A 22,004-nucleotide genomic window follows, 5' to 3' on the forward strand; every position below is an offset into this window, starting at 1 on the left:
GATATGGCAAGCAAACGATTCGCCTCCAACGTCGATGTCGCCGCATCCCTGCGCCGCTTCGGCGAGCAGTTCCGTGGCCTGAACCCGAACGATCCTTCCGTCTGGCCGGCCGCGCCGCGCTACGCGCTGTGCGTCGCCGTGACCCTGCTGGTGCTGGTGGCGCTGTGGTTCGTCTGGCTGACCAACGCCAACGACGAGCTCGAGACCGAGCGCGCCACCGAAGTCACGCTCAAGGCCGACTACCAGAAGAAGGTCGCGCAGGCCGCCAACCTCGACCTGCTCAAGAAGCAGCGCGAACAGGTGCAGCAGTACGTGACCCTGCTCGAGAAGCAGTTGCCCAGCAAGGCCGAGATGGATGCCCTGCTGTCCGACATCAACCAGGCCGGCCTGGGCCGCAGCCTGCAATTCGAGCTGTTCCGCCCGGGCCAGGTGGCGGTCAAGGACTACTACGCCGAGCTGCCGATCGCGCTGCGCGTGACCGGGCGCTACGACGACATGGGCGCCTTCGTGGCCGACGTGGCCAACCTCTCGCGCATCGTGACGCTCAACGACCTGTCGATCGCGCCGCAGAAGGACGGGGCCCTGACCATGGACGCCACGGCCCGCACCTACCGCTACCTCGACGACGAGGAACAGGCCAGCCAGCGCCGCGCCGCGACCGCGGGAGCGCAGAAGAAATGATGATCCGCCTCAAAGCCCTGGGACTGTGCGCCGCGGCGCTGCTGCTGAGCGGTTGCTGGGGATCGGAACAGGACGACCTGCAGCAGTGGATGGTCGAGGAGCGGGCCAAGGTGCGGCCCGCGGTGCCGCCGATCAGCGAGCCGAAGAAGTTCACGCCCCAGGCCTACACCGAGGGCACGACCCTCGATCCCTTCAACAGCCAGAAGCTCACGCAGGCCCTGCGGCGCGACTCCGCGCAGCCCAGCAGTTCGGGGCTGATCGGGCCCGAGCTGGCACGGCGCAAGGAAGCGCTCGAAGCCATGCCGCTGGACTCGATGGCGATGGTCGGCAGCATGAACCGCGGCGGCCAGCCGGTGGCGCTGGTGATGGTCGACAAGCTGCTCTACCAGGTGCGCGTGGGCAACTACCTGGGACTGAACTACGGGCGCGTGACCCGTATCGGTGAAACCGAACTGTCCTTGCGGGAAATCGTGCAGGACGCCGCCGGTGAGTGGATCGAGCGCGTGGCGACGTTGGAATTGCAAGAGAGGTCGAAATGAGTCAGCAGAAATCAACGATGGCACGGTGGCTTCGTGCCGCGGGCCTCTCCCTTGCCACGCTGAGTGCCGTGGTCGCGGCGCATGCGCAGAACGCGATCGAATCGGTGACCACCTCGATGCAGTCGGGCGCCGAAGTGGTGCGCATCGACCTCACACAGCCCCTCGCCGCGGCGCCCCCGGGCTTCGCGATCCAGACGCCGGCGCGCATCGCGCTCGATTTCCCGGGCGTTACCAACGGCATCGGCCGTTCCGCCGTCGAGGTGAACCAGGGCAACCTCCGTTCGATCAACGTGGTCCAGGCGGGCGAACGCACGCGCCTGGTGTTGAACCTCAAGCAGGCGACCGCCTACAGGACCGAGATCCAGGGCAAGTCGCTGCTGGTGTCGCTGGAACCCGTGGCCGGCGCCGCGCTGGTGACCTCGACCTCGAGTTCGTCCGCGTTCGCGGAAAACCGCAACCGCGACACCCTGCCGCTGCGCGACGTCGATTTCCGGCTGGCGTCCGAGCGCACCGGCCGGGTGATCGTCGACCTGGCCAACAACCAGGTGGGCGTGGACATCCGCCAGCAGGGCAAGAACCTGGTGGTCGAGTTCACCAAATCGACCTTGCCCGAAGGCCTGCGCCGCCGCCTCGACGTGGCGGATTTCGGCACCCCCGTCCAGCTGATCACCACGCAGCAGGTGGGCGACCGCGTGCGCATGACGATCGAGCCCAGTGGCGAATGGGAGCACAGCGCCTACCAGAGCGAGAACCAGTTCGTGGTCGAGGTCCGCCCGCGCAAGGTCGACCCGACCAAGCTCACGCAGGGCGTGGGCTACAGCGGCGAGAAGCTGTCGCTGAACTTCCAAAACATCGAGATCCGTTCGCTGCTGCAGGTGATCGCCGATTTCACCAACTTCAACATCGTCACCTCGGACTCGGTGACCGGTGCGCTCACGCTGCGCCTGAAGGATGTTCCCTGGGACCAGGCGCTGGACATCATCATGCAGGCCAAGAACCTGGGCATGCGCAAGAACGGCAGCGTGCTGTGGATCGCGCCCAAGGACGAAATCAACGCCAAGGAAAAGATGGAGTTCGAGGCCAAGGCGGCCATCGAGACCCTCGAGCCCCTGCGCACCCAGTCGTTCCAGCTCAACTACACCAAGGCCCTGGTCATCGCCGAAGGCCTGACCGGCACCGGTGCCTCGGCCGGCGGCGGTGGCGGTGGCGGTGGTGGCGGCACCACCTCGCGCCTGCTGAGCGCACGCGGCAGCGTGATCGCGGAGTCGCGCACCAACCAGATCTTCGTCTCCGACGTGCCCTCGCGCCTGGCGCGGGTGGCCGAACTGATCCAGAAGCTGGACATCCCGGTGCGCCAGGTCTTGATCGAGGCGCGCATCGTCGAGGCCTCCGACACCTTCGGCAAATCGCTGGGCGTGCGCCTGGGCGGCGGCATCATCAACACGCGCAGCACCGTCGGCGCGATGCCGGTGGTGACCTCGAACCCGGTCGTCGGCGGCAGCTTCACCAACCAGCCCAGCGCCACCACGACCTTCACCAACTCGAACTTCGTGAACCTGCCGTCCACGGGCGTGGCCGGCAACGGCAATGCGCCGGGCACCTTCGCGGTGTCGCTGTTCAACTCGAGCTTCTCGCGGTTGCTGAACCTCGAGATCTCGGCGCTCGAGGCCGACGGCAAGGGCAAGGTGGTGTCCAGCCCGCGCGTCGTCACGGCCGACCAGACCAAGGCCCTAATCGAGCAGGGCACCGAATTGCCCTACCAGGTGGCGACTTCCAGCGGTGCGACGTCGATCGCGTTCCGCAAGGCCAACCTCAAGCTCGAGGTCACGCCGCAGATCACGCCCGAGGGCAACATCATCCTGACGCTGGACGTCAACAAGGACACGGTCGGCCAGGCCACCACGGCCGGCTTCGCGATCAACACCAAGCACGTGCAGACCGAAGTGCTGGTGGAGAACGGCGGCACGGTGGTCATCGGCGGCATCTTCGAGATGACCGAGAACAACAACGAGTCGCGCATCCCGCTGCTGGGCGAACTGCCCTACCTGGGCACGCTCTTCCGCACGCGTGACCGGACGTTTAACAAGACCGAAATGTTGGTCTTCATCACGCCGAAGATGATCACTGACCGCAACGCAGCGCGCTGAAGCCGCTTTTCTTAAGGACGATTGAATGACTTGCAAGAAGATACTGCTGGGGATCCTCATGGCGGCGACCTTGGCCGCATGCGGCGGAGGCGGCGGTAGTCCGGCGGTGCCCAGTGGTTCGGGGTCTGGCGGCAATGGCAACGGTGGCACGACGAACCCGCCCACGACCGAAACGCCGACGGTGGCGCAGAGCACGCTGACGCTCGACGTTCTGGGCGGCAGCGGCACGTCGACGACGTCCATTTCCAGCGCGGAGATCGCGCAGGTCAAGGCTGTGCTCAAGGATGCCAAGGGCGCGGTCGTGAAGGGCGCGATCGTCACCTTCAGCGAGACCGGTGCGGGTCTGCTGACCTTCTCTCCGGCCGCCAAGACGGCGTTGACAGACGACGCCGGCACGGCCGTCGTGGAAGTGCGTGCAACCTCTACTTCCAGCACGGGTGCGACGATGTTGACCGCTTCGGCGGACGTGGCTGGAACCGCGACGACCGGACAGAAGGCGATCGCGATCTCGAGCGCACCTTCGACGGGCGTGGTGGATCCCCAGACGCTGGCCAACGCGGTCAACTTCCTGGACGTCAATCCGGCGGACCGTTCGATCGTCATCGCGGGTTCGGGCGGCAATGGGCGCTCGGAGTCCGCAACCTTGCGTTTCCGGGTGGTCGACAAGAATAACTCGCCGGTCAAGGGCGCCAACGTGACGTTCAGCGTCACGCCGGCCAACGACGTGGTGTTGAACATCGCGACGGCGACCAGCGATTCCGACGGCGTTGTCGTCACCACCGTGTCTTCGAAGAGCGTGGCGACCGCGGTGATCGTGCAAGCGACCGTCGTCGGGAAGTCGATCACCTCGCAGTCCGATCAGCTGACCGTGACCACGGGGCTGGCGACGCAGGCCGGCTTCGACATGAGCGCGAGCAAATACAACATGAACTCGCGCAAGACCGGCGACTCGAGCAAGGTCAGCGTCCGTATCGTGGACATCAACGGCAACCCCGTGGCTGACGGTGTGCCGGTGGTCTTCACCGCAGACTATGGCGCGGTGGGCTCGTCGTCCCGTGGCGGTTGCGTCACGGCGGGTGGCGGCTGCGATGTGGACTACCTCGTGCAGGATCCGCGTCCCGCCGACGGCACCTTGGCCACGGTGACCGCCTCGACGCGACTCGGCAACGGCGCCACCATCAGCAAGAACCTGCGGTTCGTGATGTCGGATCTGCTCCTTCTCGACCTGTTCAATCTGCCCGGCCTGAGCGGCACCACCGTCAGCACCTGGGCCATCAACAGCTGTGCGCCGGCGACCATCAGCGTCTACGCGGGCACGCCCAGGGCTTTCCCGGCACCGGCCAACACGGTGGTCACGCTGGTGCCCATCACCGCAGGCCTGACGGCGACCATGACCAACGGCTCGCCGATCCTGGATCAGCTGGCTGCGACACCGGTCCGGACGCCGATCGATTTCAGCGTCGACGTCTCGGCCATCACGGGGCCGGGCGCTTGCAATGCCGCGGGACCGGGCCGCGCCAGCGTGCTGCTGGACGTCAGATTCACCAACGACGGCATCTCGCAAGCCCGACGCCTGAGCGTGACCTACCCGACACTCTGACCTGACGCGGCCACGGCCTCACAATCAAAACCGCCGGCATGCCGGCGGTTTTGTCATTCAGACTCGGGAGTGGATCGGTATGAACATTGCACTCGTCGGATTGCCCGGCGCGGGCAAATCCGCGGTGGGGCGGCGCCTGGGCGAGCGCCTGGGGCACCATTTCGTCGACAGCGACCATGTGATCGAACAGCGCCTCGGCTGCTCCATCCGCGACTATTTCGAACGCGAAGGCGAGGCCGCCTTCCGTGATGTCGAGCAGCAGGTGCTGGCCGAACTGGCGGTGTCGGCCCAGGGCGTGGTCGCCACCGGCGGCGGCGCGGTGCTGCGCGAGGCGAATCGGCGGGCGCTGCAGGATCACTTCCATGTGATCTACCTGCGCTCCTCGCCCGAAGACCTGCTCAAGCGGCTGCGCCACGACACCAAGCGGCCGCTGCTGCAGGTAGCCGATCCGCTGGCGCGGCTGCGCGAACTGCACGACCAGCGCGATCCGCTCTACCGCGCAACCGCGCACAGCATCGTCGACACGGGCCGGCCCTCGATCGCCATGCTGGTCAACACCATCGTGATGCAGCTCGAGCTGTCGGGCATCGTGACGCCCCCGCCGCCCGCGGCCGGTGGCGAGCCCGTCGCCTGAGGGGGCAAGGCCCTAAACTTGGGGCCATGCCCCAGCCTGAATCCATCGCTTCGCCCCAGCGCGTCGACATCCGCCTCGGCGACCGCAGCTATCCCATCCTGATCGGCGCCGGCCTGCTCGGCGACCCGTCGCAGTTCGACGCGGTGCCCGCCGCCGCCAGCGCCCTGATCGTCACCAACACCACGGTGAGCCCGATCTATGCCGAAGCGCTCCAGAAGACGCTCGCCGGGCGCTTCCGGACCATCCACGTGCTCGAACTGCCCGACGGCGAGGCGCACAAGGACTGGCCCACGCTCAACCTGGTCTTCGATGCGCTGCTGCAGCAGGGCAGCGACCGCAAGACGGTGCTGTTCGCACTGGGCGGCGGCGTGGTTGGCGACATGACCGGCTTCGCGGCCGCCAGCTACATGCGCGGCGTCCCCTTCGTGCAGGTGCCGACCACGCTGCTGGCGCAGGTCGATTCCTCGGTGGGCGGCAAGACCGCCATCAACCATCCGCTGGGCAAGAACATGATCGGCGCCTTCTACCAGCCGCAGCTGGTGCTGTGCGACCTGGCGACGCTGGCCACCCTGCCGGCGCGCGAGCTGAGCGCAGGCCTGGCCGAGGTCATCAAGTACGGCCCGATCTACGACATGGCCTTCTTCGACTGGATCGAGGCGAACATCGACGCGCTGATGGCCCGCGACCCGGCCGCGCTCGCGCATGCGGTGCGCCGCAGCTGCGAGATCAAGGCCGAGGTGGTGGGGCAGGACGAGCGCGAGACCGGCCTGCGCGCGATCCTCAACTTCGGCCACACCTTCGGTCACGCGATCGAGTCGGGCCTGGGCTACGGCGAGTGGCTGCACGGCGAGGCCGTGGGCTGCGGCATGGTGATGGCGGCGCAGCTGTCGCAGCGCCTGGGCGGCGTCGACGCGGCCTTCGTGCAGCGGCTGACGACGCTGGTCGAGCGCGCCGGCCTGCCCACCGTCGCGCCGAAGCTCGGCGCCGAGCGCTACCTGGAACTGATGCGCGTCGACAAGAAGTCCGAGGCCGGCGAAATCCGCTTCGTGCTCATCGACAAACCCGGTTCGGCCGTGATGCGCCCGGCGCCCGACGCGCTGGTGCGCGAGGTGCTCGCGCACTGCGGCGGCGCCTGAAGAGACGCTGCCATGGCGCCGGTCGAATCCTCCTTCACCGATGGCTCCGCGGGGCGGCTGGCGCCCTACGCCAGCCATGCGGCCGCGTCGCGCGGCCGCCGCCATCCGGAGCCGCCCGCGCCCACGCGCGATGCCTTCCAGCGCGACCGCGACCGCATCGTCCATTCCACCGCCTTCCGCCGGCTGGTCTACAAGACCCAGGTCTTCCTCAACCACGAGGGCGACCTGTTCCGCACCCGCCTCACGCACTCGCTCGAGGTGGCGCAACTCGCGCGCTCGATCGCGCGCGCGTTGCGGCTCAACGAAGACCTGGTCGAGGCGATCGCGCTGGCGCACGACCTGGGCCACACGCCCTTCGGCCATGCGGGCCAGGACGCGCTCGACGACTGCATGGCCGGCCATGGCGGCTTCGAGCACAACCTGCAGAGCCTGCGCGTGGTCGACACGCTCGAGCACCGCTACCCGCAGTACGACGGCCTGAACCTGAGCTTCGAGACGCGCGAGGGCATCCTCAAGCACTGCTCGCGCGCCAATGCCGAGCGCATGGAGGCGGCCGAACCCGGCGGCGTGGGCCGGCGCTTCCTCGAGCGCACCCAGCCCAGCCTCGAAGCGCAGCTGTGCAACCTGGCCGACGAGATCGCCTACAACGCGCACGACATCGACGACGGCGTGCGCTCGGGCCTGATCAGCATCGAGCAACTGGGCGAGGTCGAGCTGTTCGAGCGCTACCGGCGCGAGGCGCTGGCCGAGCACCCGGCGCTGGGCGGGCGGCGCGTGCTCTACGAGACCATCCGCCGCATGCTCAGCGCGCAGGTCTACGACGTGATCGACGCCACCCGCGCGGCCGTCGAGGCGGTCGCGCCCGCCGATGCCGATGCGGCCCGGCGTGCCGATCCGCTGCTGCGCTTCAGCGACGGCATGCGCGCGCAATCGATCGTGCTCAAGCAGTTCCTGTTCGCCAACCTCTACCGCCATCCGCAGGTCACGCAGACCACGGGCCAGGCCAAGGTCATGGTGCGCGAACTCTTCACCGCCTACCTGGAGCGACCGGCCGAGATGCCGGAATCGTTCGCGGCCCGGCCCGACGTGGCGCGCGCCGTGGCCGACTACATCGCCGGCATGACCGACCGCTTCGCGATGCGCGAGCACGAGCGCCTGACCGGGCGCGCCTGGCAGGCCTGAGCATGGCCGCGATCGCCCCTGCCGCGCGCCCGCGCTTGCCGGCCGCCACGCTGGCCGTCGTCGCGGCCGGCGTCAGTGCCGCATTGCACCTGGGCAAGCTGCCGCCGGCCGTGCCGGCGCTGCAGGCCGCGCTGGGCATCGACCTGGTCGAGGCGGGCTTCCTGCTGTCGCTGGTGCAGATGGCGAGCATGACGCTGGGCCTGGCTGCCGGCCTGGCCTCCGACACCATCGGGCTGCGCCGCAGCATGCTCTGGGGCCTGGCGCTGCTCACGCTGGCCAGCCTGGCGGGCGGGGCGATCGGTGCCGCCGCGCAGCCCGGCGCCCATGCGGTGCCCGCGCTGCTGGCGCTGCGTGCGCTCGAGGGCCTGGGCTTCCTGCTGGTGGTCATGCCGGCGCCGGCGCTGATCCGCGCCACCGCGCCCAGCGGCGCGGAGAAGAGCGCGCTCGGCTGGTGGGGCGCCTACATGCCGCTGGGCGTGGCCTCGGCGCTGCTGGTGGGGCCGGCGCTGATCGCGGCCCTGGGCTGGGGCGCCTGGTGGTGGGCGCTGGCCGGCGTATCGGCGGCCGCGGCGTGCTGGGTGGCGGCCAGCGTACCGGCCGATGCCGCCGCACCGCCGACGCAGGCCGAACCATGGCCGGCCCGGCTGCGCGACACCCTGCGCGCGCCCGGCCCCTGGCTGCTGGCGGCCGCCTTCGCCGTCTATTCGGCCCAGTGGATGGCAGTGATCGGCTTCCTGCCCGCGATCTATGCCGAGGCCGGCGTGCCCGTTGCCTGGAGCGCGGTGCTCACGGCCGGCGCCGCGGCCATGAACATCGGCGGCAACCTGCTGGGCGGCCGCCTGCTGCAACGCGGCCGGCCGCCCGCCGGGCTGCTGCGCTGGGGCTACGGCGCGATGGCGCTGGGCGGCGTCGCGGCCTTCCTGCAGTTCGGCGACGGCCTGCTGGCCGCCGGCCTGCCGCCCGCGCTGCGCTACGCCGCGGTGTGCGCCTTCTCCTTCGGCGGCGGCATGGTGCCGGCCACGCTGTTCGTGCTGGCGCTGCGTTTCGCGCCCGGGCCCGGCACCGTGTCGACCACGGTCGGGCTGATGCAGCAGGCCTCGGCGCTGGGCCAGTTCTGCGCGCCGCCGCTGGTGGCCTGGCTCGCGCACCGCATGGGCGGCTGGCAATGGACCTGGGCCGTGACGCTGGCCTGCGCGCTGGCGGGCATCGCGCTCGCGGCCCGGCTGAGGCCGGGGCCATCGACACAAGGAATCCACGCATGAACGACACGACTGCGACAATCACGGCCGCGCAGGCCGAAGCCGACACGCGACGCTGGCTCGAGCGCGCGGTCATCGGCCTGAACCTCTGTCCGTTCGCCAAGGCGGTGCACGCCAAGGGCCAGGTCCACTACGCGGTGCACCTGGCCGCCAACGACGATGCGGGCCTGCTCGACCTGCTGATGGCCGAGGCCCAGGCGCTGGTCGACCGGCCGGCTTCCGAACGCGACACCACCCTCCTGATGGCACCCCACACCTTGGCCGACTTCCTGGATTTCAACGACTTCACCGAACGCGCCGAGCGCCGCCTGGCCCGCGCGGGCTTCGAAGGCACGCTGCAGCTCGCGAGCTTCCATCCGCGCTTCCAGTTCGGCGGCACCGAGCCGGACGACATCGGCAACGCCACCAACCGCGCGCCGTACCCCACGCTGCACCTGCTGCGCGAGGAAAGCATCGACCGCGCGGTCGAGGCCTTCCCCGAGGCCGAGGTGATCTTCGAGCGCAACATCGAGACGCTGGAGGCGCTGGGCCCGGCCGGCTGGGCCGCGCTCGACGTGGGTGCGGGAGCCGCGCGATGAGCCGCCCCGACCACAAGACCGGCAAGGCCGCCAAGGCCGAGGCCGACGTGCAGGAGGCGCTGCGGCCCGGGCAGTCGATCGAACTGCTCAAGGAACTGCACATCCTCACGCGCGAAGGCCGGCTCAACCAGGATTCGCGCCGCAAGCTCAAGCAGGTCTACCACCTGTTCCAGTTCATCGAGAAGCTGCTGCGCGAACTGCCGGAGCAGGGCCGCCACGCGACGCTGGCCGACCACGGCGCGGGCAAGTCCTACCTCGGCTTCATCATCTACGACCTGTTCTTCCGCGCGCTCGACGGCGGCCATGTCTACGGCATCGAGACGCGCAGCGAACTGATCGAGAAGTCGCGCGCGCTGGCCCAGCGGCTGGGCTTCGACCGCATGGCCTTCCTGAACCTCACGGTGGCCGAATCGACCCACGCCAGCGAGCTGCCGGCGCAGATCGACATCGTGACGGCGTTGCATGCATGCGACACCGCCACCGACGACGCGATCGCCTTCGGGTTGGCCAAGCGGGCGAAGTACATGGTGCTGGTGCCCTGCTGCCAGGCCGAGATCGCGGCCTGCCTGCGCGAGACCAAGGCGCTGTCGCTGTCGCGCACGCCGCTGGCCGAACTGTGGCGCCATCCGCTGCACACGCGCGAGATCGGCAGCCAGCTGACCAACGTGCTGCGCTGCCTCTACCTCGAGGCCCAGGGCTACCAGGTCACGGTGACCGAGCTCGTGGGCTGGGAGCACAGCATGAAGAACGAGCTGATCATCGCGCGCCGCACCGGCCAGGCCAAGACCAGCGCCGCCGAGCGCCTGCGCAGCCTGCTGGCCGAATTCGGGCTGAGCGCTCTGCTGCAGACGCGTTTCCGGCTGGATTGAGCGGGAAAGGCCGCGCGCCGCCATGGCCCGACTGCCCCGACTCACGCTGGCGCAGCAGCTGCACCACGTGATCCAGCGCGGGAACAACCGCCAGCCGATCGTCGTCGATACCGCGGATCGCGAGCGGCTGGTCGCGCTGTGGGCCGAGCACGCGCCGCGCTTCGGCGTGGCGCTGCACGCCTACGTGCTGATGGACAACCACTTCCACCTGCTGGTCACACCGTCCACCGCCGAAGGCCTGCCGCAGTTCATGCAGGCGGTGGGGCGCAGCTATGTGCGCAGCTTCAACGACCGCCATGCGCGCAGCGGCACGCTGTGGGAAGGGCGCTACCGCGCGACCGTGCTGCAGGCCGAGCGCTACCTGTTGCCCTGCATGGTCTACCTCGACCTGAACCCGGTGCGCGCCGGGCTGGTGGCGGAGGCGCGCGACTTCGCCTGGTCCAGCCACCACCACTACGCGGGCCTGCGTGGCGATCGCTTCCTGTCGCCGCATCCGCTGTACTGGGCGCTGGGCAACACGCCCTTCGCGCGCGAGGCCGCCTATGCGGAGCGGGTGCGCGAGGGCCTTGGCGCCCAAGAGCAGGCGCTGCTGACCGACGCCGCGCTGCAGGGCTGGGCGGCGGGGGACGAGCGCTTCCTGGCGCAACTGCAGCAGGCCACGCCGCGCCGGCTGGTCAAGGCGCGGGCCGGGCGCCGGCCGAATCCTCCGGCCATCTGATCTTTAACCATGGCCTTGCGGCCACCCACCGGGCCTGTCATCGTCAGTTTTGATATGTCCCCAATTAATAACTCACTAAAAAAGTCAGAAAATAATATGAATCTGACCCCATTTAATCTTCTTGGCATTATTTGTGCAACGCAATATCCTCCGATTCCCTGCGAGAGATCCCGCGATAAATTGAAGGAGTGCGCCCCATGACGACGGATGTCGAGATCCAACACCTGGAACAGCACGGGCTGTATTCGTCCAGCAACGAACACGATGCCTGCGGCCTCGGTTTCGTCGCCCACATCAAGGGCGAGAAGCGCCACGACATCGTGACGCAGGCCCTCAAGATCCTCGAGAACATCGACCATCGCGGCGCCGTCGGCGCCGACAAGCTGATGGGCGACGGCGCCGGCATCCTGATCCAGATCCCCGACGCGCTGTACCGCGAGGAGATGGGCAAGCAGGGCGTCGAACTGCCGCCTTATGGCGAATACGGTGTCGGCATGATCTTCCTGCCCAAGGAGCATGCATCGCGCATGGCCTGCGAGCAGGAGATGGAGCGCGCGATCAAGGCCGAAGGCCAGGTGCTGCTGGGCTGGCGCGACGTGCCGGTCAACCGCGAGATGCCGATGTCGCCGGCGGTCAAGAAGACCGAACCCATCCTGCGCCAGGTCTTCATCGGCCGCGGCAGCGACGTGATCGTGCAGGACGCGCTGGAACGCAAGCTCTACGTGATCCGCAAGACCGCCAGCGCCAACATCCAGAACCTGGAACTCAAGCACAGCAAGGAATACTACGTTCCGAGCATGTCCAGCCGCACGGTGGTCTACAAGGGCCTGCTGCTGGCCGACCAGGTCGGCGTGTACTACCTCGACCTGTCCGACGAGCGCTGCATCTCGGCCATCGGCCTGGTGCACCAGCGCTTCTCGACCAACACCTTCCCCAAGTGGCCGCTGGCCCACCCGTACCGCTATGTCGCCCACAACGGCGAGATCAACACGGTGCGCGGCAACTACAACTGGATGAAGGCGCGCGAGGGCGTGATGTCCTCGCCGGTGCTGGCGGCCGACCTGAAGAAGCTCTACCCGATCAGCTTCGCCGGCCAGTCCGACACTGCGACCTTCGACAACTGCCTCGAACTCATGACCATGGCCGGCTACCCGATCAGCCAAGCCGTGATGATGATGATCCCCGAGCCGTGGGAGCAGCACACGACGATGGACGAGCGCCGCCGCGCGTTCTACGAATACCACGCCGCGATGATGGAGCCGTGGGACGGCCCGGCCTCGATCGTGTTCACCGACGGCCGCCAGATCGGCGCCACGCTGGACCGCAACGGACTGCGCCCCTCGCGCTACTGCGTGACCGACGACGACCTGGTGATCATGGCCTCGGAGTCGGGCGTGCTGCCCGTGCCCGAGCACAAGATCCTGCGCAAGTGGCGCCTGCAGCCCGGCAAGATGTTCCTGATCGACCTGGAGCAGGGCCGCATGATCGACGACGACGAGCTCAAGGCCTATGTCGTCAACACCAAGCCCTACAAGCAGTGGATCGAGAACCTGCGCATCAAGCTCGACAGCGTCGATGCACCGCCGGCCGAAGTGCCCGCCAGCGCCGTCTCGCTGCTCGATCGCCAGCAGGCCTTCGGCTACACCCAGGAAGACATCAAGTTCCTGCTGAGCCCGATGGCGCAGGCCGGCGAGGAAGGCATCGGCTCGATGGGCAACGACAGCCCGCTGGCCGTGCTCTCGAGCAAGAACAAGACGCTCTACAACTACTTCCGGCAGATGTTCGCCCAGGTGACGAACCCGCCGATCGACCCGATCCGCGAAGCGATCGTGATGTCGCTCAACAGCTTCATCGGCCCCAAGCCGAACCTGCTGGACATCAACCAGGTCAACCCGCCGATGCGGCTCGAGGTGAGCCAGCCCATCCTCGACTTCGCCGACATGGCCAAGCTGCGCAACATCGAGCAGCACACGCAGGGCAAGTTCCGCTCGACCACGCTCGACATCACCTACCCGGCCGACTGGGGCCGTGAAGGCGTCGAGGCCAAGCTCGCCTCGCTGTGCGCCGAAGCCGTCGACGCGATCAAGGGCGGCAGCAACATCCTGATCGTGAGCGACCGCGGCGTGAGCGCCACGCAGGTCGCGATCCCGGCCCTGCTGGCCTCGAGCGCGATCCACCAGCACCTGGTGCGCGAAGGTTTGCGCACCACGGCCGGCCTGGTGGTCGAGACCGGCAGCGCGCGCGAGGTGCACCACTTCGGCGTGCTCGCCGGCTACGGCGCCGAGGCGGTCCATCCCTACCTGGCGATGGAGACGCTGGCCTCGCTGCATGCCGAGCTCTCGGGCGACCTGTCGGCCGAGAAGGCGATCTACAACTACGTGAAGGCGATCGGCAAGGGCCTGTCGAAGATCATGTCCAAGATGGGCGTGAGCACCTACATGAGCTACTGCGGCGCGCAGCTGTTCGAGGCCATCGGCCTCAACAACGACACGATCGGCAAGTATTTCTCGGGCACCGCCAGCCGCGTCGAGGGCATCGGCGTGTTCGAGATCGCCGAGGAAGCGCTGCGCATGCACGCGGCCGCCTTCGGCGACGACCCGGTGCTGGCCAACATGCTCGACGCCGGCGGCGAGTACGCCTGGCGCACCCGCGGCGAGGACCACATGTGGACGCCCGACGCGATCGCCAAGCTGCAGCACAGCACGCGCGCCAACAACTGGAGCACCTACAAGGAATACGCCCAGATCATCAACGACCAGAGCCGCCGCCACATGACGCTGCGCGGCCTGTTCGAGTTCAAGATCGACCCGAGCCAGGCCATCCCGGTGGAAGAGGTCGAGTCGGCGGCCGAGATCGTCAAGCGCTTCGCCACCGGCGCGATGTCGCTGGGCTCGATCTCGACCGAAGCGCATTCGACGCTGGCCGTGGCCATGAACCGCATCGGCGGCAAGAGCAACACCGGCGAGGGCGGCGAGGATCCGGCGCGCTACCGCAACGAGCTCAAGGGCATCCCGATCCAGCAGGGCGACACGCTCAAGAGCGTGATCGGCGACGCCAACGTCGAGGTCGACCTGGCGCTCAACGCCGGCGACTCGCTGCGTTCGAAGATCAAGCAGGTGGCCTCGGGCCGCTTCGGCGTCACGGCCGAATACCTGTCCTCGGCCGACCAGATCCAGATCAAGATGGCCCAGGGTGCCAAGCCGGGCGAGGGCGGCCAGCTGCCCGGCGGCAAGGTCACCGAGTACATCGGCAAGCAGCGCTATTCGGTGCCGGGCGTGGGCCTGATCTCGCCGCCGCCGCACCACGACATCTACTCGATCGAGGACCTGGCCCAGCTGATCCACGACCTGAAGAACGTCGCGCCGCACGCCAGCATCAGCACCAAGCTGGTCAGTGAAGTGGGCGTAGGAACGGTGGCCGCGGGCGTGACCAAGTGCAAGAGCGACCACCTGGTGATCGCCGGCCACGACGGCGGCACGGGCGCCTCGCCCTGGTCTTCGATCAAGCATGCGGGCGGCCCCTGGGAGATCGGCCTGGCCGAGACCCAGCAGACGCTGGTGCTCAACCGCCTGCGCGGCCGCGTGCGGGTGCAGGCCGACGGCCAGATGAAGACCGGCCGCGACGTCGCCATCGGCGCGCTGCTGGGCGCCGACGAATTCGGCTTCGCGACCGCGCCGCTGATCGTCGAGGGCTGCATCATGATGCGCAAGTGCCACCTCAACACCTGCCCGGTGGGCGTGGCCACGCAGGACCCGGTCCTGCGCAAGAAGTTCTCGGGCAAGCCCGAGCACGTCGTCAACTACTTCTTCTTCATCGCCGAAGAAGTGCGCCAGATCATGGCGCAGCTGGGCATCCGCAAGTTCGACGACATGATCGGCCGTGCCGACCTGCTCGACATGAAGAAGGGCATCTCGCACTGGAAGGCCAGCGGCCTCGATTTCAGCCGCCTGTTCGCGCTGCCGAACGTGCCGGACGACGTGCCGCGCTTCCATGTCGAGAACCAGGACCACGGGCTCGAGCACAACCTCGACACCAAGCTGATCGAGAAGTCGCGCGCGGCCATCGACAAGGGCGAGAAGGTGCAGTTCATCGAGGTGGCGCGCAACGTGAACCGCACCGTCGGCGCCAAGTTGTCGGGCGCGCTCACGCGGGTGCATCCCGAGGGCCTGCCCGACGATTCGATCCGCATCCAGCTCGAGGGCACGGGCGGCCAGTCCTTCGGCGCCTTCCTGGCCCGCGGCATCACGCTGTACCTGATCGGCGACGCCAACGACTACACCGGCAAGGGCCTGTCGGGCGGCCGCATCGTGGTGCGCCCGAGCCTGGACTTCCGCGGCGAAGCGGTGCGCAACACCATCGTCGGCAACACCGTGATGTACGGCGCCACCACCGGCGAGGCCTACTTCTGCGGCGTCGCGGGCGAGCGCTTCGCGGTGCGGCTGTCGGGCGCGACGGCGGTCGTCGAAGGCACGGGCGACCACGGCTGCGAGTACATGACCGGCGGCACGGTGGCCGTGCTCGGCAAGACCGGCCGCAACTTCGCGGCCGGCATGAGCGGCGGCGTGGCCTTCGTCTACGACGAGGACGGCCAGTTCACCTCGCGCTGCAACCTGTCGATGGTCTCGCTGGAGAAGGTGCTGACCACGGCCGAGCAGACCGCCAGCATCAAGCCGTCGATCTGGCACAACGGCCTGACCGACGAGGCCCAACTGCGCAAGCTGCTGGAAGACCATCACCGCTGGACCGGCAGCAAGCGCGCGCGCGAACTGCTCGACGACTGGACCGTCTCGCGCACCAAGTTCGTGAAGGTGTTCCCCAACGAATACAAGCGCGCGCTGGCCGAGATCCACGACCGCAAGGCGCTGGCCGCGGCCAGCGGCAACGACGCGCACGCCGCCGTGGCCGCGGGCACCGCGCGCAAGACCGCGGCCGTCTGAGCCGTCCGCACGTAGAAACGAGAAACAAGGAAAGCACGATGGGAAAGATCACCGGCTTCATGGAGTACGAGCGCGTGGAAGAGGGCTACAAGCCCGTCGAGGAGCGCCTCAAGCACTACAAGGAATTCGTCGTCGGCCTCGACAAGGACCAGGCCAAGGTCCAGGGCGCGCGCTGCATGGACTGCGGCACGCCGTTCTGCAACAGCGGCTGCCCGGTCAACAACATCATCCCGGACTTCAACGACCTGGTGTACCGCGACGACTGGAAGAACGCCTTCGCGGTGCTGGACTCGACCAACAACTTCCCCGAATTCACCGGCCGCATCTGCCCCGCGCCCTGCGAGGCGGCCTGCGTGCTCAACGTGAACGACGATGCGGTGGGCATCAAGTCGATCGAGCACTCGATCATCGACCGCGCCTGGGACGAGGGCTGGGTCCAGCCGCGCGTGGCCAAGCACAAGACGGGCAAGAAGGTCGCCGTGGTCGGCGCCGGCCCGGCCGGCATGGCCGCGGCCCAGCAGCTGGCACGCGTCGGCCATGACGTGACGCTGTTCGAGAAGAACGACCGCGTGGGCGGCCTGCTGCGCTACGGCATCCCCGACTTCAAGATGGAGAAGTCGCACATCGACCGCCGCGTCGCGCAGATGCAGGCCGAGGGCGTGACCTTCCGCACCGGCGTGGTCGTCGGCGCCGCCAAGGACACGCTGGGCAAGGGCTCCAAGGTCACCAACTGGGCCAAGGAAACCGTCACGCCCGAGCAGCTCGACAAGGAATTCGATGCGGTGCTGCTGACCGGCGGCGCCGAGCAGTCGCGCGACCTGCCGGTGCCGGGCCGCGACCTCGACGGCATCCATTTCGCGATGGAGTTCCTGCCGCAGCAGAACAAGGTCAACGCCGGCGACAAGCTCAAGGGCCAGCTGCGCGCCGACGGCAAGCACGTGATCGTGATCGGCGGCGGCGACACCGGCTCCGACTGCGTGGGCACCAGCAACCGCCACGGCGCCGTCAGCGTCACGCAGTTCGAGCTGATGCCCGAGCCGCCGGTGGAAGAGAACCGCCCGATGACCTGGCCCTACTGGCCGTACAAGCTGCGCACCAGCTCCAGCCACGTCGAAGGCTGCGAACGCGAGTTCGCGATCTCGACCAAGGAATTCATCGGCGCCAAGGGCAAGGTCACGGGCCTGAAGACGGTGCGCGTCGAGTGGCAGGACGGCAAGATGGTCGAGGTGCCCGGCAGCGAGCAGGTGCTCAAGGCCGACCTGGTGCTGCTGGCCATGGGCTTCGTGAGCCCGGTGGCCGGCATCCTGGAAGCCTTCGGCATCGAGAAGGACGGCCGCGGCAATGCCAAGGCCACGGTCGACTTCAGCGGCGGCTACGCCACCAACGTGCCCAAGGTCTTCGCCGCGGGCGACATGCGCCGCGGCCAGTCGCTGGTGGTGTGGGCGATCCGCGAAGGCCGCCAGGCCGCACGCTCGGTGGACGAGTTCCTGATGGGCTTCAGCGACCTGCCGCGTTGAGCTGCGTGGGGGCCTGCGGGCAATCCCATGGCGCGCCGCATTGAATTTTGTTTCAATCCGGCGGGGCCCGACGCGGCCCCGGTATCATCCGCGTGAAACCGCAAGCCGGGATGCTCGAAGGAGCGCCCCGGCTTTTTTATTGAGATGGACCCAGCCCCCCCCCTGCCCACACCCTTCGTCGAGTTCCGTGACGTCACGTTCGGCTACGGTGCGCGCGCCATCCTTGATGGCGTGTCCTTCACCGTGCCGCGTGGCAAGGTGACGGCCCTGATGGGCGCATCGGGCGGCGGCAAGACCACGGTGCTGCGCCTGATCGGCGGACAGCAGAAGGCGCAGCGCGGCGAGGTCCTGTTCGATGGTCAGGATGTGCTCAGGTTCGACGCTGCGGCATTGTATGCAGCGCGGCGTCGCATGGGCATGCTGTTCCAGTTCGGTGCACTGTTCACCGACATGAGCGTGTTCGACAACGTGGCCTTCCCGCTGCGCGAACACACCCAACTGCCCGAAGCGTTGGTGCGCGACATCGTGCTGATGAAGCTCGACGCGGTCGGGCTGCGCGGTGCGCGCGAGCTGATGCCCAGCGAAGTCTCGGGCGGCATGGCGCGGCGCGTGGCGCTGGCCCGCGCGATCGCGCTCGACCCCGACCTGGTGATGTACGACGAGCCCTTCGCCGGCCTCGACCCGATCTCGCTGGGCACGGCCGCGCGGCTGATCCGCCAGCTCAACGACACGCTGGGGCTGACCAGCATCATCGTTTCGCACGACCTGGAAGAGACCTTCCGCATCGCCGACCACGTGATCATCCTGGCCAACGGCGGCGTCGCCGCACAGGGCACGCCGCAGGCCGTGCGCGAGAGCACCGACCCGCTGGTGCACCAGTTCGTCCATGCGCTGCCCGACGGGCCGGTGCATTTCCACTATCCGGGCGTCGGCGTCGAGGACGACTTCGGCTCGGCCTCGGGAGGCCGGCCTTGAGCTTCTGGAATCCCGCCGACCTCGGCTTCGCGGTGCGCTCCAAGCTGTCCGACCTGGGCCGCGGCGCGCGCCTGTTCTGGCGGCTGTTCAGCGACCTGGGCGGCCTGCGCCGCTTCTCGCTGGTGCGCGACCAGGTCCATTTCCTGGGCAACTACTCGCTGGCGATCATCGCCGTGTCGGGCCTGTTCGTCGGCTTCGTCATGGGGCTGCAGTACTTCTACGGGCTGCAGCGCTACGGCGCGACCGAGTCGGTGGGCGTGCTGATCAGCCTGAGCCTGCTGCGCGAATTCGGCCCGGTGATCACCGCGCTGCTGTTCGCCGGCCGGGCCGGCACCTCGCTGACCGCCGAGATCGGCCTGATGAAGGCCGGCGAGCAGCTCAGCGCGATGGAGATGATGGCGGTCGACCCCGTCAAGCGGGTGCTCGCGCCGCGTTTCTGGGGCGGCGTGATCGCGATGCCGATGCTGTCGGCGGTGTTCTGCGCGGTCGGCATCCTGGGCGGCTGGGTGGTCTGCGTGCCGCTGCTGGGCATCGACGCTGGTGCCTTCTGGAGCCAGATGCAGAACGGCACCGACGTGTTCAGGGACCTGGGCAACGGCGTCATCAAGAGCATCGTCTTCGGCTTCACCGTGACCTTCGTCGCGCTGCTGCAGGGCTTCGAGGCCCAGCCCACGCCCGAGGGCGTGTCGCGCGCCACCACCCGCACCGTGGTGGTGGCCTCGCTGGCCGTGCTGGCGCTGGACTTCCTTCTCACCGCCATGATGTTCAGCATCTGAGCGCAAACTCGACAACGAGAGCAAACCATGCAACGTTCCAACAACGACATCTGGGTGGGCCTGTTCGTGCTGATCGGCGCGGCGGCCCTGCTGTTCCTGGCGCTTCAGTCGGCCAACCTGCTGAGCCTGAACTTCCAGAAGACCTATTCCGTGACTGCGCGCTTCGACAACATCGGCGGCCTCAAGCCGCAGACGGCGGTCAAGAGCGCCGGCGTGGTGGTCGGCCGCGTGGAATCCATCACCTTCAACGACAAGCTCTTTCAGGCCGACGTGACGCTTGCGCTGCAAAACCGTTACAGTTTTCCCAAGGACAGTTCGCTCAAGATCCTGACCAGTGGCCTGCTCGGCGAGCAGTACATCGGGATCGAGGCGGGTGCCGAGGAAAAGAATCTGCAGGCCGGTGACACCGTCACCTCCACGCAATCCGCGGTGGTGCTGGAAAACCTGATCAGCCAGTTCCTCTTCAGCAAGGCTGCCGATGGAACGTCGAACACCGCGAATGCGGGTGCGGCGCCGGGAACCCCGAACAAAAAATGAAAACACGATCCTTCCTGTCTCCCGCTTCCCATGCCGTGAAGCGCATCGCCGACCACGCCCGCTGGGCGGGCGCCGCCGTCATCCTCGCCGTGCTGGCGGGATGTGCCACCGGGCCCAATGCCAATCCGTCCGATCCCTTCGAGCCGTTCAACCGCGGCGTGTTCTCGTTCAACGAGAAGGTCGACGAGGTGGTGCTGGTGCCGGTGTCCACCGCCTACGTCAACGTGCTGCCCTCGATGGTGCGCACGGGGGTGAACAACTTCTTCGGCAACCTGGGCGACATCTGGAGCTTCGCCAACAGCGTGGCCCAGCTCAAGCTGCAGAACAGCGCCGAGACCTTCATGCGGGTCAACGTCAACACCATCTTCGGCCTGGGCGGCCTGATCGACGTGGCGACCGAGGTCGGCATCGACCGCCGCGACGAGGATTTCGGCAAGACGCTGGGCCGCTGGGGCGTGGGCGCGGGCCCGTACGTCGTGCTGCCGCTGCTCGGCCCCTCGACGCTGCGCGACACGGCCGCCAAGCCGGTCGACCTCTATGGCGACGCGCTCAATGCCGTGCAAGACGTCGCCTGGCGCAACTCCCTGACCGCGCTGCGTGTGGTCGACAAGCGTTCGCAGTACCTGCGCGCCGGTCGGCTGATCGACGACGCCGCGCTCGACAAGTATTCGTTCACCCGCGATGCCTTCCTGCAGCGCCGCCGCAGCCAGATCCAGGACGGCAGGGCGCCCGACGACGACGCGGGCAAGTGACCGACGCCTGCGACAGACCGCAGGCGGCACGTTGAACTGCGAGGGCGGTTGGCCGATCGCTTGCATTCCGTTGCAAGCGGCGGCTGGCGCCCGAGGAACCCGGACGGCGGTGGCGCTGTCCAAACCTTTCATGCCGCGGCACGCCGTTTCCGTGCGGGCCGCGCGAGATCCGAAACCTGAGGGACCTGCCCGATGAACAACAAGATGATCCTGCAACGACGCAGCTTCGGCCACATGGCGCTGGCCGGTGCGCTGCTGTTCAGTGCCGCCGCGGCCTTCGTGAGCCCGGCGCGCGCCGCCGACGAGAGCCCCGATGCGCTGGTCAAGCGCATCTCGACCGACGTGCTCGAGACCATCAAGTCCGACAAGTCGATCAAGTCGGGCGACATCGGCAAGATCATGGTGCTGGTCGACAGCAAGATCATGCCCAACGTCAATTTCCAGCGCATGACGGCCTCCGCCGTCGGCCCAGCCTGGCGCACCGCCACGCCGGAGCAGCAGAAGCGGCTGCAGGACGAGTTCAAGACCCTGCTGGTGCGCACCTACGCGGGCGCGCTCGACCAGGTCAGCGACCAGACCGTCAGCGTGCGCCCCTTCCGCGGTTCGCCCGAGGACACCGATGTGCTGGTGCGGACCGAGGTCCGCGGCCGCGGCGACCCGGTCCAGCTGGACTACCGCCTCGAGAAGACGCCGGGCCAGGGCGCCGGCTGGAAGGTCTACAACCTCAACGTGCTGGGCGTCTGGCTGGTCGATACCTACCGCACCCAGTTCGCGCAGCAGATCAACAGCCAGGGCGTCGACGGCCTGATCTCCGCGCTGGCGGCGCGCAACAAGAGCAACGGCAGGAGCTGAGCATGCTGGTCCTGCCGACCAAGCTCACGCATGACGAGGCGCCGGCTTGCATGCGCATGCTGCAGCAGGGGCTGGCGGGCCAGAGCGGGTCGGCGGCGGTGGTGGATGCCAGCGCGCTGGTGCGCTTCGACTCCTCGGCGCTGGCGGTGCTGCTCGAATGCCGGCGCGAAGCCAGCGCCCTGGGGCGCAGCTTCGCGGTCAAGGGGCTGTCGCCCCGGCTGCGCGAACTGGCTGCGCTCTACGGCATCGCGGGCCTGCTGCCAGCCGCGCCCTGAGGGCTGGCCAAGAGGTCATTTGAGGGGCGGCGCACCTTGA

Annotated in this window: 19 protein-coding genes; all 19 read left to right on the forward strand. The window is 68.1% G+C overall.

Annotated elements, in window-relative coordinates:
* Nucleotides 1-3 precede the first annotated feature (3 nt).
* The 19 genes from A9977_RS11400 (at nucleotide 4) to A9977_RS11490 (ending at nucleotide 21,964) form a co-directional block, all read left to right on the forward strand.
* Nucleotides 4-681, forward strand: coding sequence for a type 4a pilus biogenesis protein PilO (locus A9977_RS11400; protein ID WP_183024963.1), 678 nt, complete (start codon nucleotides 4-6; stop codon nucleotides 679-681).
* Nucleotides 678-1,220 carry a pilus assembly protein PilP gene (locus A9977_RS11405; protein WP_405054685.1) on the forward strand — a complete coding sequence of 181 codons (543 nt, stop codon included), beginning with the start codon at nucleotides 678-680 and terminating at the stop codon, nucleotides 1,218-1,220. Before A9977_RS11400 ends, A9977_RS11405 begins: the two co-directional genes overlap by 4 nt.
* Entirely contained in the window at nucleotides 1,217-3,367 is a 2,151-nt protein-coding gene (gene pilQ / locus A9977_RS11410) for a type IV pilus secretin PilQ (RefSeq protein WP_183024965.1), read from the forward strand. Before A9977_RS11405 ends, pilQ begins: the two co-directional genes overlap by 4 nt.
* Nucleotides 3,368-3,392: 25 nt before the next feature.
* On the forward strand, nucleotides 3,393-4,967 hold the full coding sequence (locus tag A9977_RS11415) for an Ig-like domain-containing protein (RefSeq protein ID WP_183024966.1): 1,575 nt from the start codon (nucleotides 3,393-3,395) through the stop codon (nucleotides 4,965-4,967).
* A 79-nt stretch (nucleotides 4,968-5,046) separates the two neighbouring features.
* Nucleotides 5,047-5,601, forward strand: a complete 555-nt coding sequence (locus tag A9977_RS11420; RefSeq protein ID WP_183024967.1) for a shikimate kinase — start codon at nucleotides 5,047-5,049, stop codon at nucleotides 5,599-5,601.
* 26 nt (nucleotides 5,602-5,627) lie between these two features.
* Nucleotides 5,628-6,737 (forward strand): 3-dehydroquinate synthase, encoded by a 1,110-nt coding sequence (gene aroB / locus A9977_RS11425; RefSeq protein ID WP_183024968.1) that lies wholly within the window; start codon nucleotides 5,628-5,630, stop codon nucleotides 6,735-6,737.
* A 12-nt stretch (nucleotides 6,738-6,749) separates the two neighbouring features.
* Nucleotides 6,750-7,919, forward strand: coding sequence for a deoxyguanosinetriphosphate triphosphohydrolase (locus tag A9977_RS11430; protein ID WP_183024969.1), 1,170 nt, complete (start codon nucleotides 6,750-6,752; stop codon nucleotides 7,917-7,919).
* A gap of 2 nt (nucleotides 7,920-7,921) precedes the next feature.
* Nucleotides 7,922-9,181, forward strand: coding sequence for a CynX/NimT family MFS transporter (locus tag A9977_RS11435; protein WP_183024970.1), 1,260 nt, complete (start codon nucleotides 7,922-7,924; stop codon nucleotides 9,179-9,181).
* On the forward strand, nucleotides 9,178-9,756 hold the full coding sequence (locus tag A9977_RS11440) for a DUF1415 domain-containing protein (RefSeq protein ID WP_183024971.1): 579 nt from the start codon (nucleotides 9,178-9,180) through the stop codon (nucleotides 9,754-9,756). The genes A9977_RS11435 and A9977_RS11440 overlap by 4 nt, the downstream gene beginning before the upstream one ends.
* Nucleotides 9,753-10,625: an SAM-dependent methyltransferase gene (locus A9977_RS11445; RefSeq protein WP_183024972.1), complete on the forward strand. Its 873-nt coding sequence runs from the start codon at nucleotides 9,753-9,755 to the stop codon at nucleotides 10,623-10,625. The genes A9977_RS11440 and A9977_RS11445 overlap by 4 nt, the downstream gene beginning before the upstream one ends.
* A 22-nt stretch (nucleotides 10,626-10,647) precedes the next feature.
* Nucleotides 10,648-11,343: a transposase gene (locus tag A9977_RS11450; RefSeq protein ID WP_183024973.1), complete on the forward strand. Its 696-nt coding sequence runs from the start codon at nucleotides 10,648-10,650 to the stop codon at nucleotides 11,341-11,343.
* Nucleotides 11,344-11,540: 197 nt separating this feature from the next.
* Nucleotides 11,541-16,280, forward strand: coding sequence for a glutamate synthase-related protein (locus A9977_RS11455; RefSeq protein ID WP_183024974.1), 4,740 nt, complete (start codon nucleotides 11,541-11,543; stop codon nucleotides 16,278-16,280).
* Between the two features lie 38 nt (nucleotides 16,281-16,318).
* Nucleotides 16,319-17,797: a glutamate synthase subunit beta gene (locus A9977_RS11460; RefSeq protein WP_183024975.1), complete on the forward strand. Its 1,479-nt coding sequence runs from the start codon at nucleotides 16,319-16,321 to the stop codon at nucleotides 17,795-17,797.
* 144 nt (nucleotides 17,798-17,941) lie between these two features.
* Entirely contained in the window at nucleotides 17,942-18,772 is an 831-nt protein-coding gene (locus A9977_RS11465) for an ABC transporter ATP-binding protein (RefSeq protein ID WP_183024976.1), read from the forward strand.
* The gene (gene mlaE / locus A9977_RS11470) at nucleotides 18,769-19,548 is read left to right on the forward strand and encodes a lipid asymmetry maintenance ABC transporter permease subunit MlaE (RefSeq protein ID WP_183024977.1); all 780 of its coding nucleotides are present in this window, start codon (nucleotides 18,769-18,771) and stop codon (nucleotides 19,546-19,548) included. Before A9977_RS11465 ends, mlaE begins: the two co-directional genes overlap by 4 nt.
* A 27-nt stretch (nucleotides 19,549-19,575) precedes the next feature.
* Entirely contained in the window at nucleotides 19,576-20,085 is a 510-nt protein-coding gene (gene mlaD / locus A9977_RS11475; protein WP_183024978.1) for an outer membrane lipid asymmetry maintenance protein MlaD, read from the forward strand.
* Nucleotides 20,082-20,837 carry a VacJ family lipoprotein gene (locus A9977_RS11480; protein WP_183024979.1) on the forward strand — a complete coding sequence of 252 codons (756 nt, stop codon included), beginning with the start codon at nucleotides 20,082-20,084 and terminating at the stop codon, nucleotides 20,835-20,837. The genes mlaD and A9977_RS11480 overlap by 4 nt, the downstream gene beginning before the upstream one ends.
* Before the next feature lie 192 nt (nucleotides 20,838-21,029).
* Complete coding sequence (locus A9977_RS11485; protein ID WP_183024980.1) at nucleotides 21,030-21,689, forward strand: phospholipid-binding protein MlaC; 660 nt, start codon at nucleotides 21,030-21,032, stop codon at nucleotides 21,687-21,689.
* Between the two features lie 2 nt (nucleotides 21,690-21,691).
* A complete protein-coding gene (locus A9977_RS11490; RefSeq protein WP_183024981.1) occupies nucleotides 21,692-21,964 on the forward strand; it encodes a lipid asymmetry maintenance protein MlaB in 273 nt (90 codons plus the stop codon).
* Nucleotides 21,965-22,004 lie beyond the last annotated feature (40 nt).

Origin of the sequence: Variovorax sp. UMC13 (assembly GCF_014170375.1) — a bacterium.
Classification (GTDB): domain Bacteria; phylum Pseudomonadota; class Gammaproteobacteria; order Burkholderiales; family Burkholderiaceae_C; genus Variovorax.

What these genes read in the sequence shown, in the direction of transcription:
- A9977_RS11400 (WP_183024963.1), top strand. Translation starts at nt 4, where the DNA reads ATGGCAAGCAAACGATTCGCCTCCAACGTCGATGTCGCCGCATCCCTG.
- A9977_RS11405 (WP_405054685.1), top strand. Translation starts at nt 678, where the DNA reads ATGATGATCCGCCTCAAAGCCCTGGGACTGTGCGCCGCGGCGCTGCTG.
- pilQ (WP_183024965.1), top strand. Translation starts at nt 1,217, where the DNA reads ATGAGTCAGCAGAAATCAACGATGGCACGGTGGCTTCGTGCCGCGGGC.
- A9977_RS11415 (WP_183024966.1), top strand. Translation starts at nt 3,393, where the DNA reads ATGACTTGCAAGAAGATACTGCTGGGGATCCTCATGGCGGCGACCTTG.
- A9977_RS11420 (WP_183024967.1), top strand. Translation starts at nt 5,047, where the DNA reads ATGAACATTGCACTCGTCGGATTGCCCGGCGCGGGCAAATCCGCGGTG.
- aroB (WP_183024968.1), top strand. Translation starts at nt 5,628, where the DNA reads ATGCCCCAGCCTGAATCCATCGCTTCGCCCCAGCGCGTCGACATCCGC.
- A9977_RS11430 (WP_183024969.1), top strand. Translation starts at nt 6,750, where the DNA reads ATGGCGCCGGTCGAATCCTCCTTCACCGATGGCTCCGCGGGGCGGCTG.
- A9977_RS11435 (WP_183024970.1), top strand. Translation starts at nt 7,922, where the DNA reads ATGGCCGCGATCGCCCCTGCCGCGCGCCCGCGCTTGCCGGCCGCCACG.
- A9977_RS11440 (WP_183024971.1), top strand. Translation starts at nt 9,178, where the DNA reads ATGAACGACACGACTGCGACAATCACGGCCGCGCAGGCCGAAGCCGAC.
- A9977_RS11445 (WP_183024972.1), top strand. Translation starts at nt 9,753, where the DNA reads ATGAGCCGCCCCGACCACAAGACCGGCAAGGCCGCCAAGGCCGAGGCC.
- A9977_RS11450 (WP_183024973.1), top strand. Translation starts at nt 10,648, where the DNA reads ATGGCCCGACTGCCCCGACTCACGCTGGCGCAGCAGCTGCACCACGTG.
- A9977_RS11455 (WP_183024974.1), top strand. Translation starts at nt 11,541, where the DNA reads ATGACGACGGATGTCGAGATCCAACACCTGGAACAGCACGGGCTGTAT.
- A9977_RS11460 (WP_183024975.1), top strand. Translation starts at nt 16,319, where the DNA reads ATGGGAAAGATCACCGGCTTCATGGAGTACGAGCGCGTGGAAGAGGGC.
- A9977_RS11465 (WP_183024976.1), top strand. Translation starts at nt 17,942, where the DNA reads ATGGACCCAGCCCCCCCCCTGCCCACACCCTTCGTCGAGTTCCGTGAC.
- mlaD (WP_183024978.1), top strand. Translation starts at nt 19,576, where the DNA reads ATGCAACGTTCCAACAACGACATCTGGGTGGGCCTGTTCGTGCTGATC.
- A9977_RS11480 (WP_183024979.1), top strand. Translation starts at nt 20,082, where the DNA reads ATGAAAACACGATCCTTCCTGTCTCCCGCTTCCCATGCCGTGAAGCGC.
- A9977_RS11485 (WP_183024980.1), top strand. Translation starts at nt 21,030, where the DNA reads ATGAACAACAAGATGATCCTGCAACGACGCAGCTTCGGCCACATGGCG.
- A9977_RS11490 (WP_183024981.1), top strand. Translation starts at nt 21,692, where the DNA reads ATGCTGGTCCTGCCGACCAAGCTCACGCATGACGAGGCGCCGGCTTGC.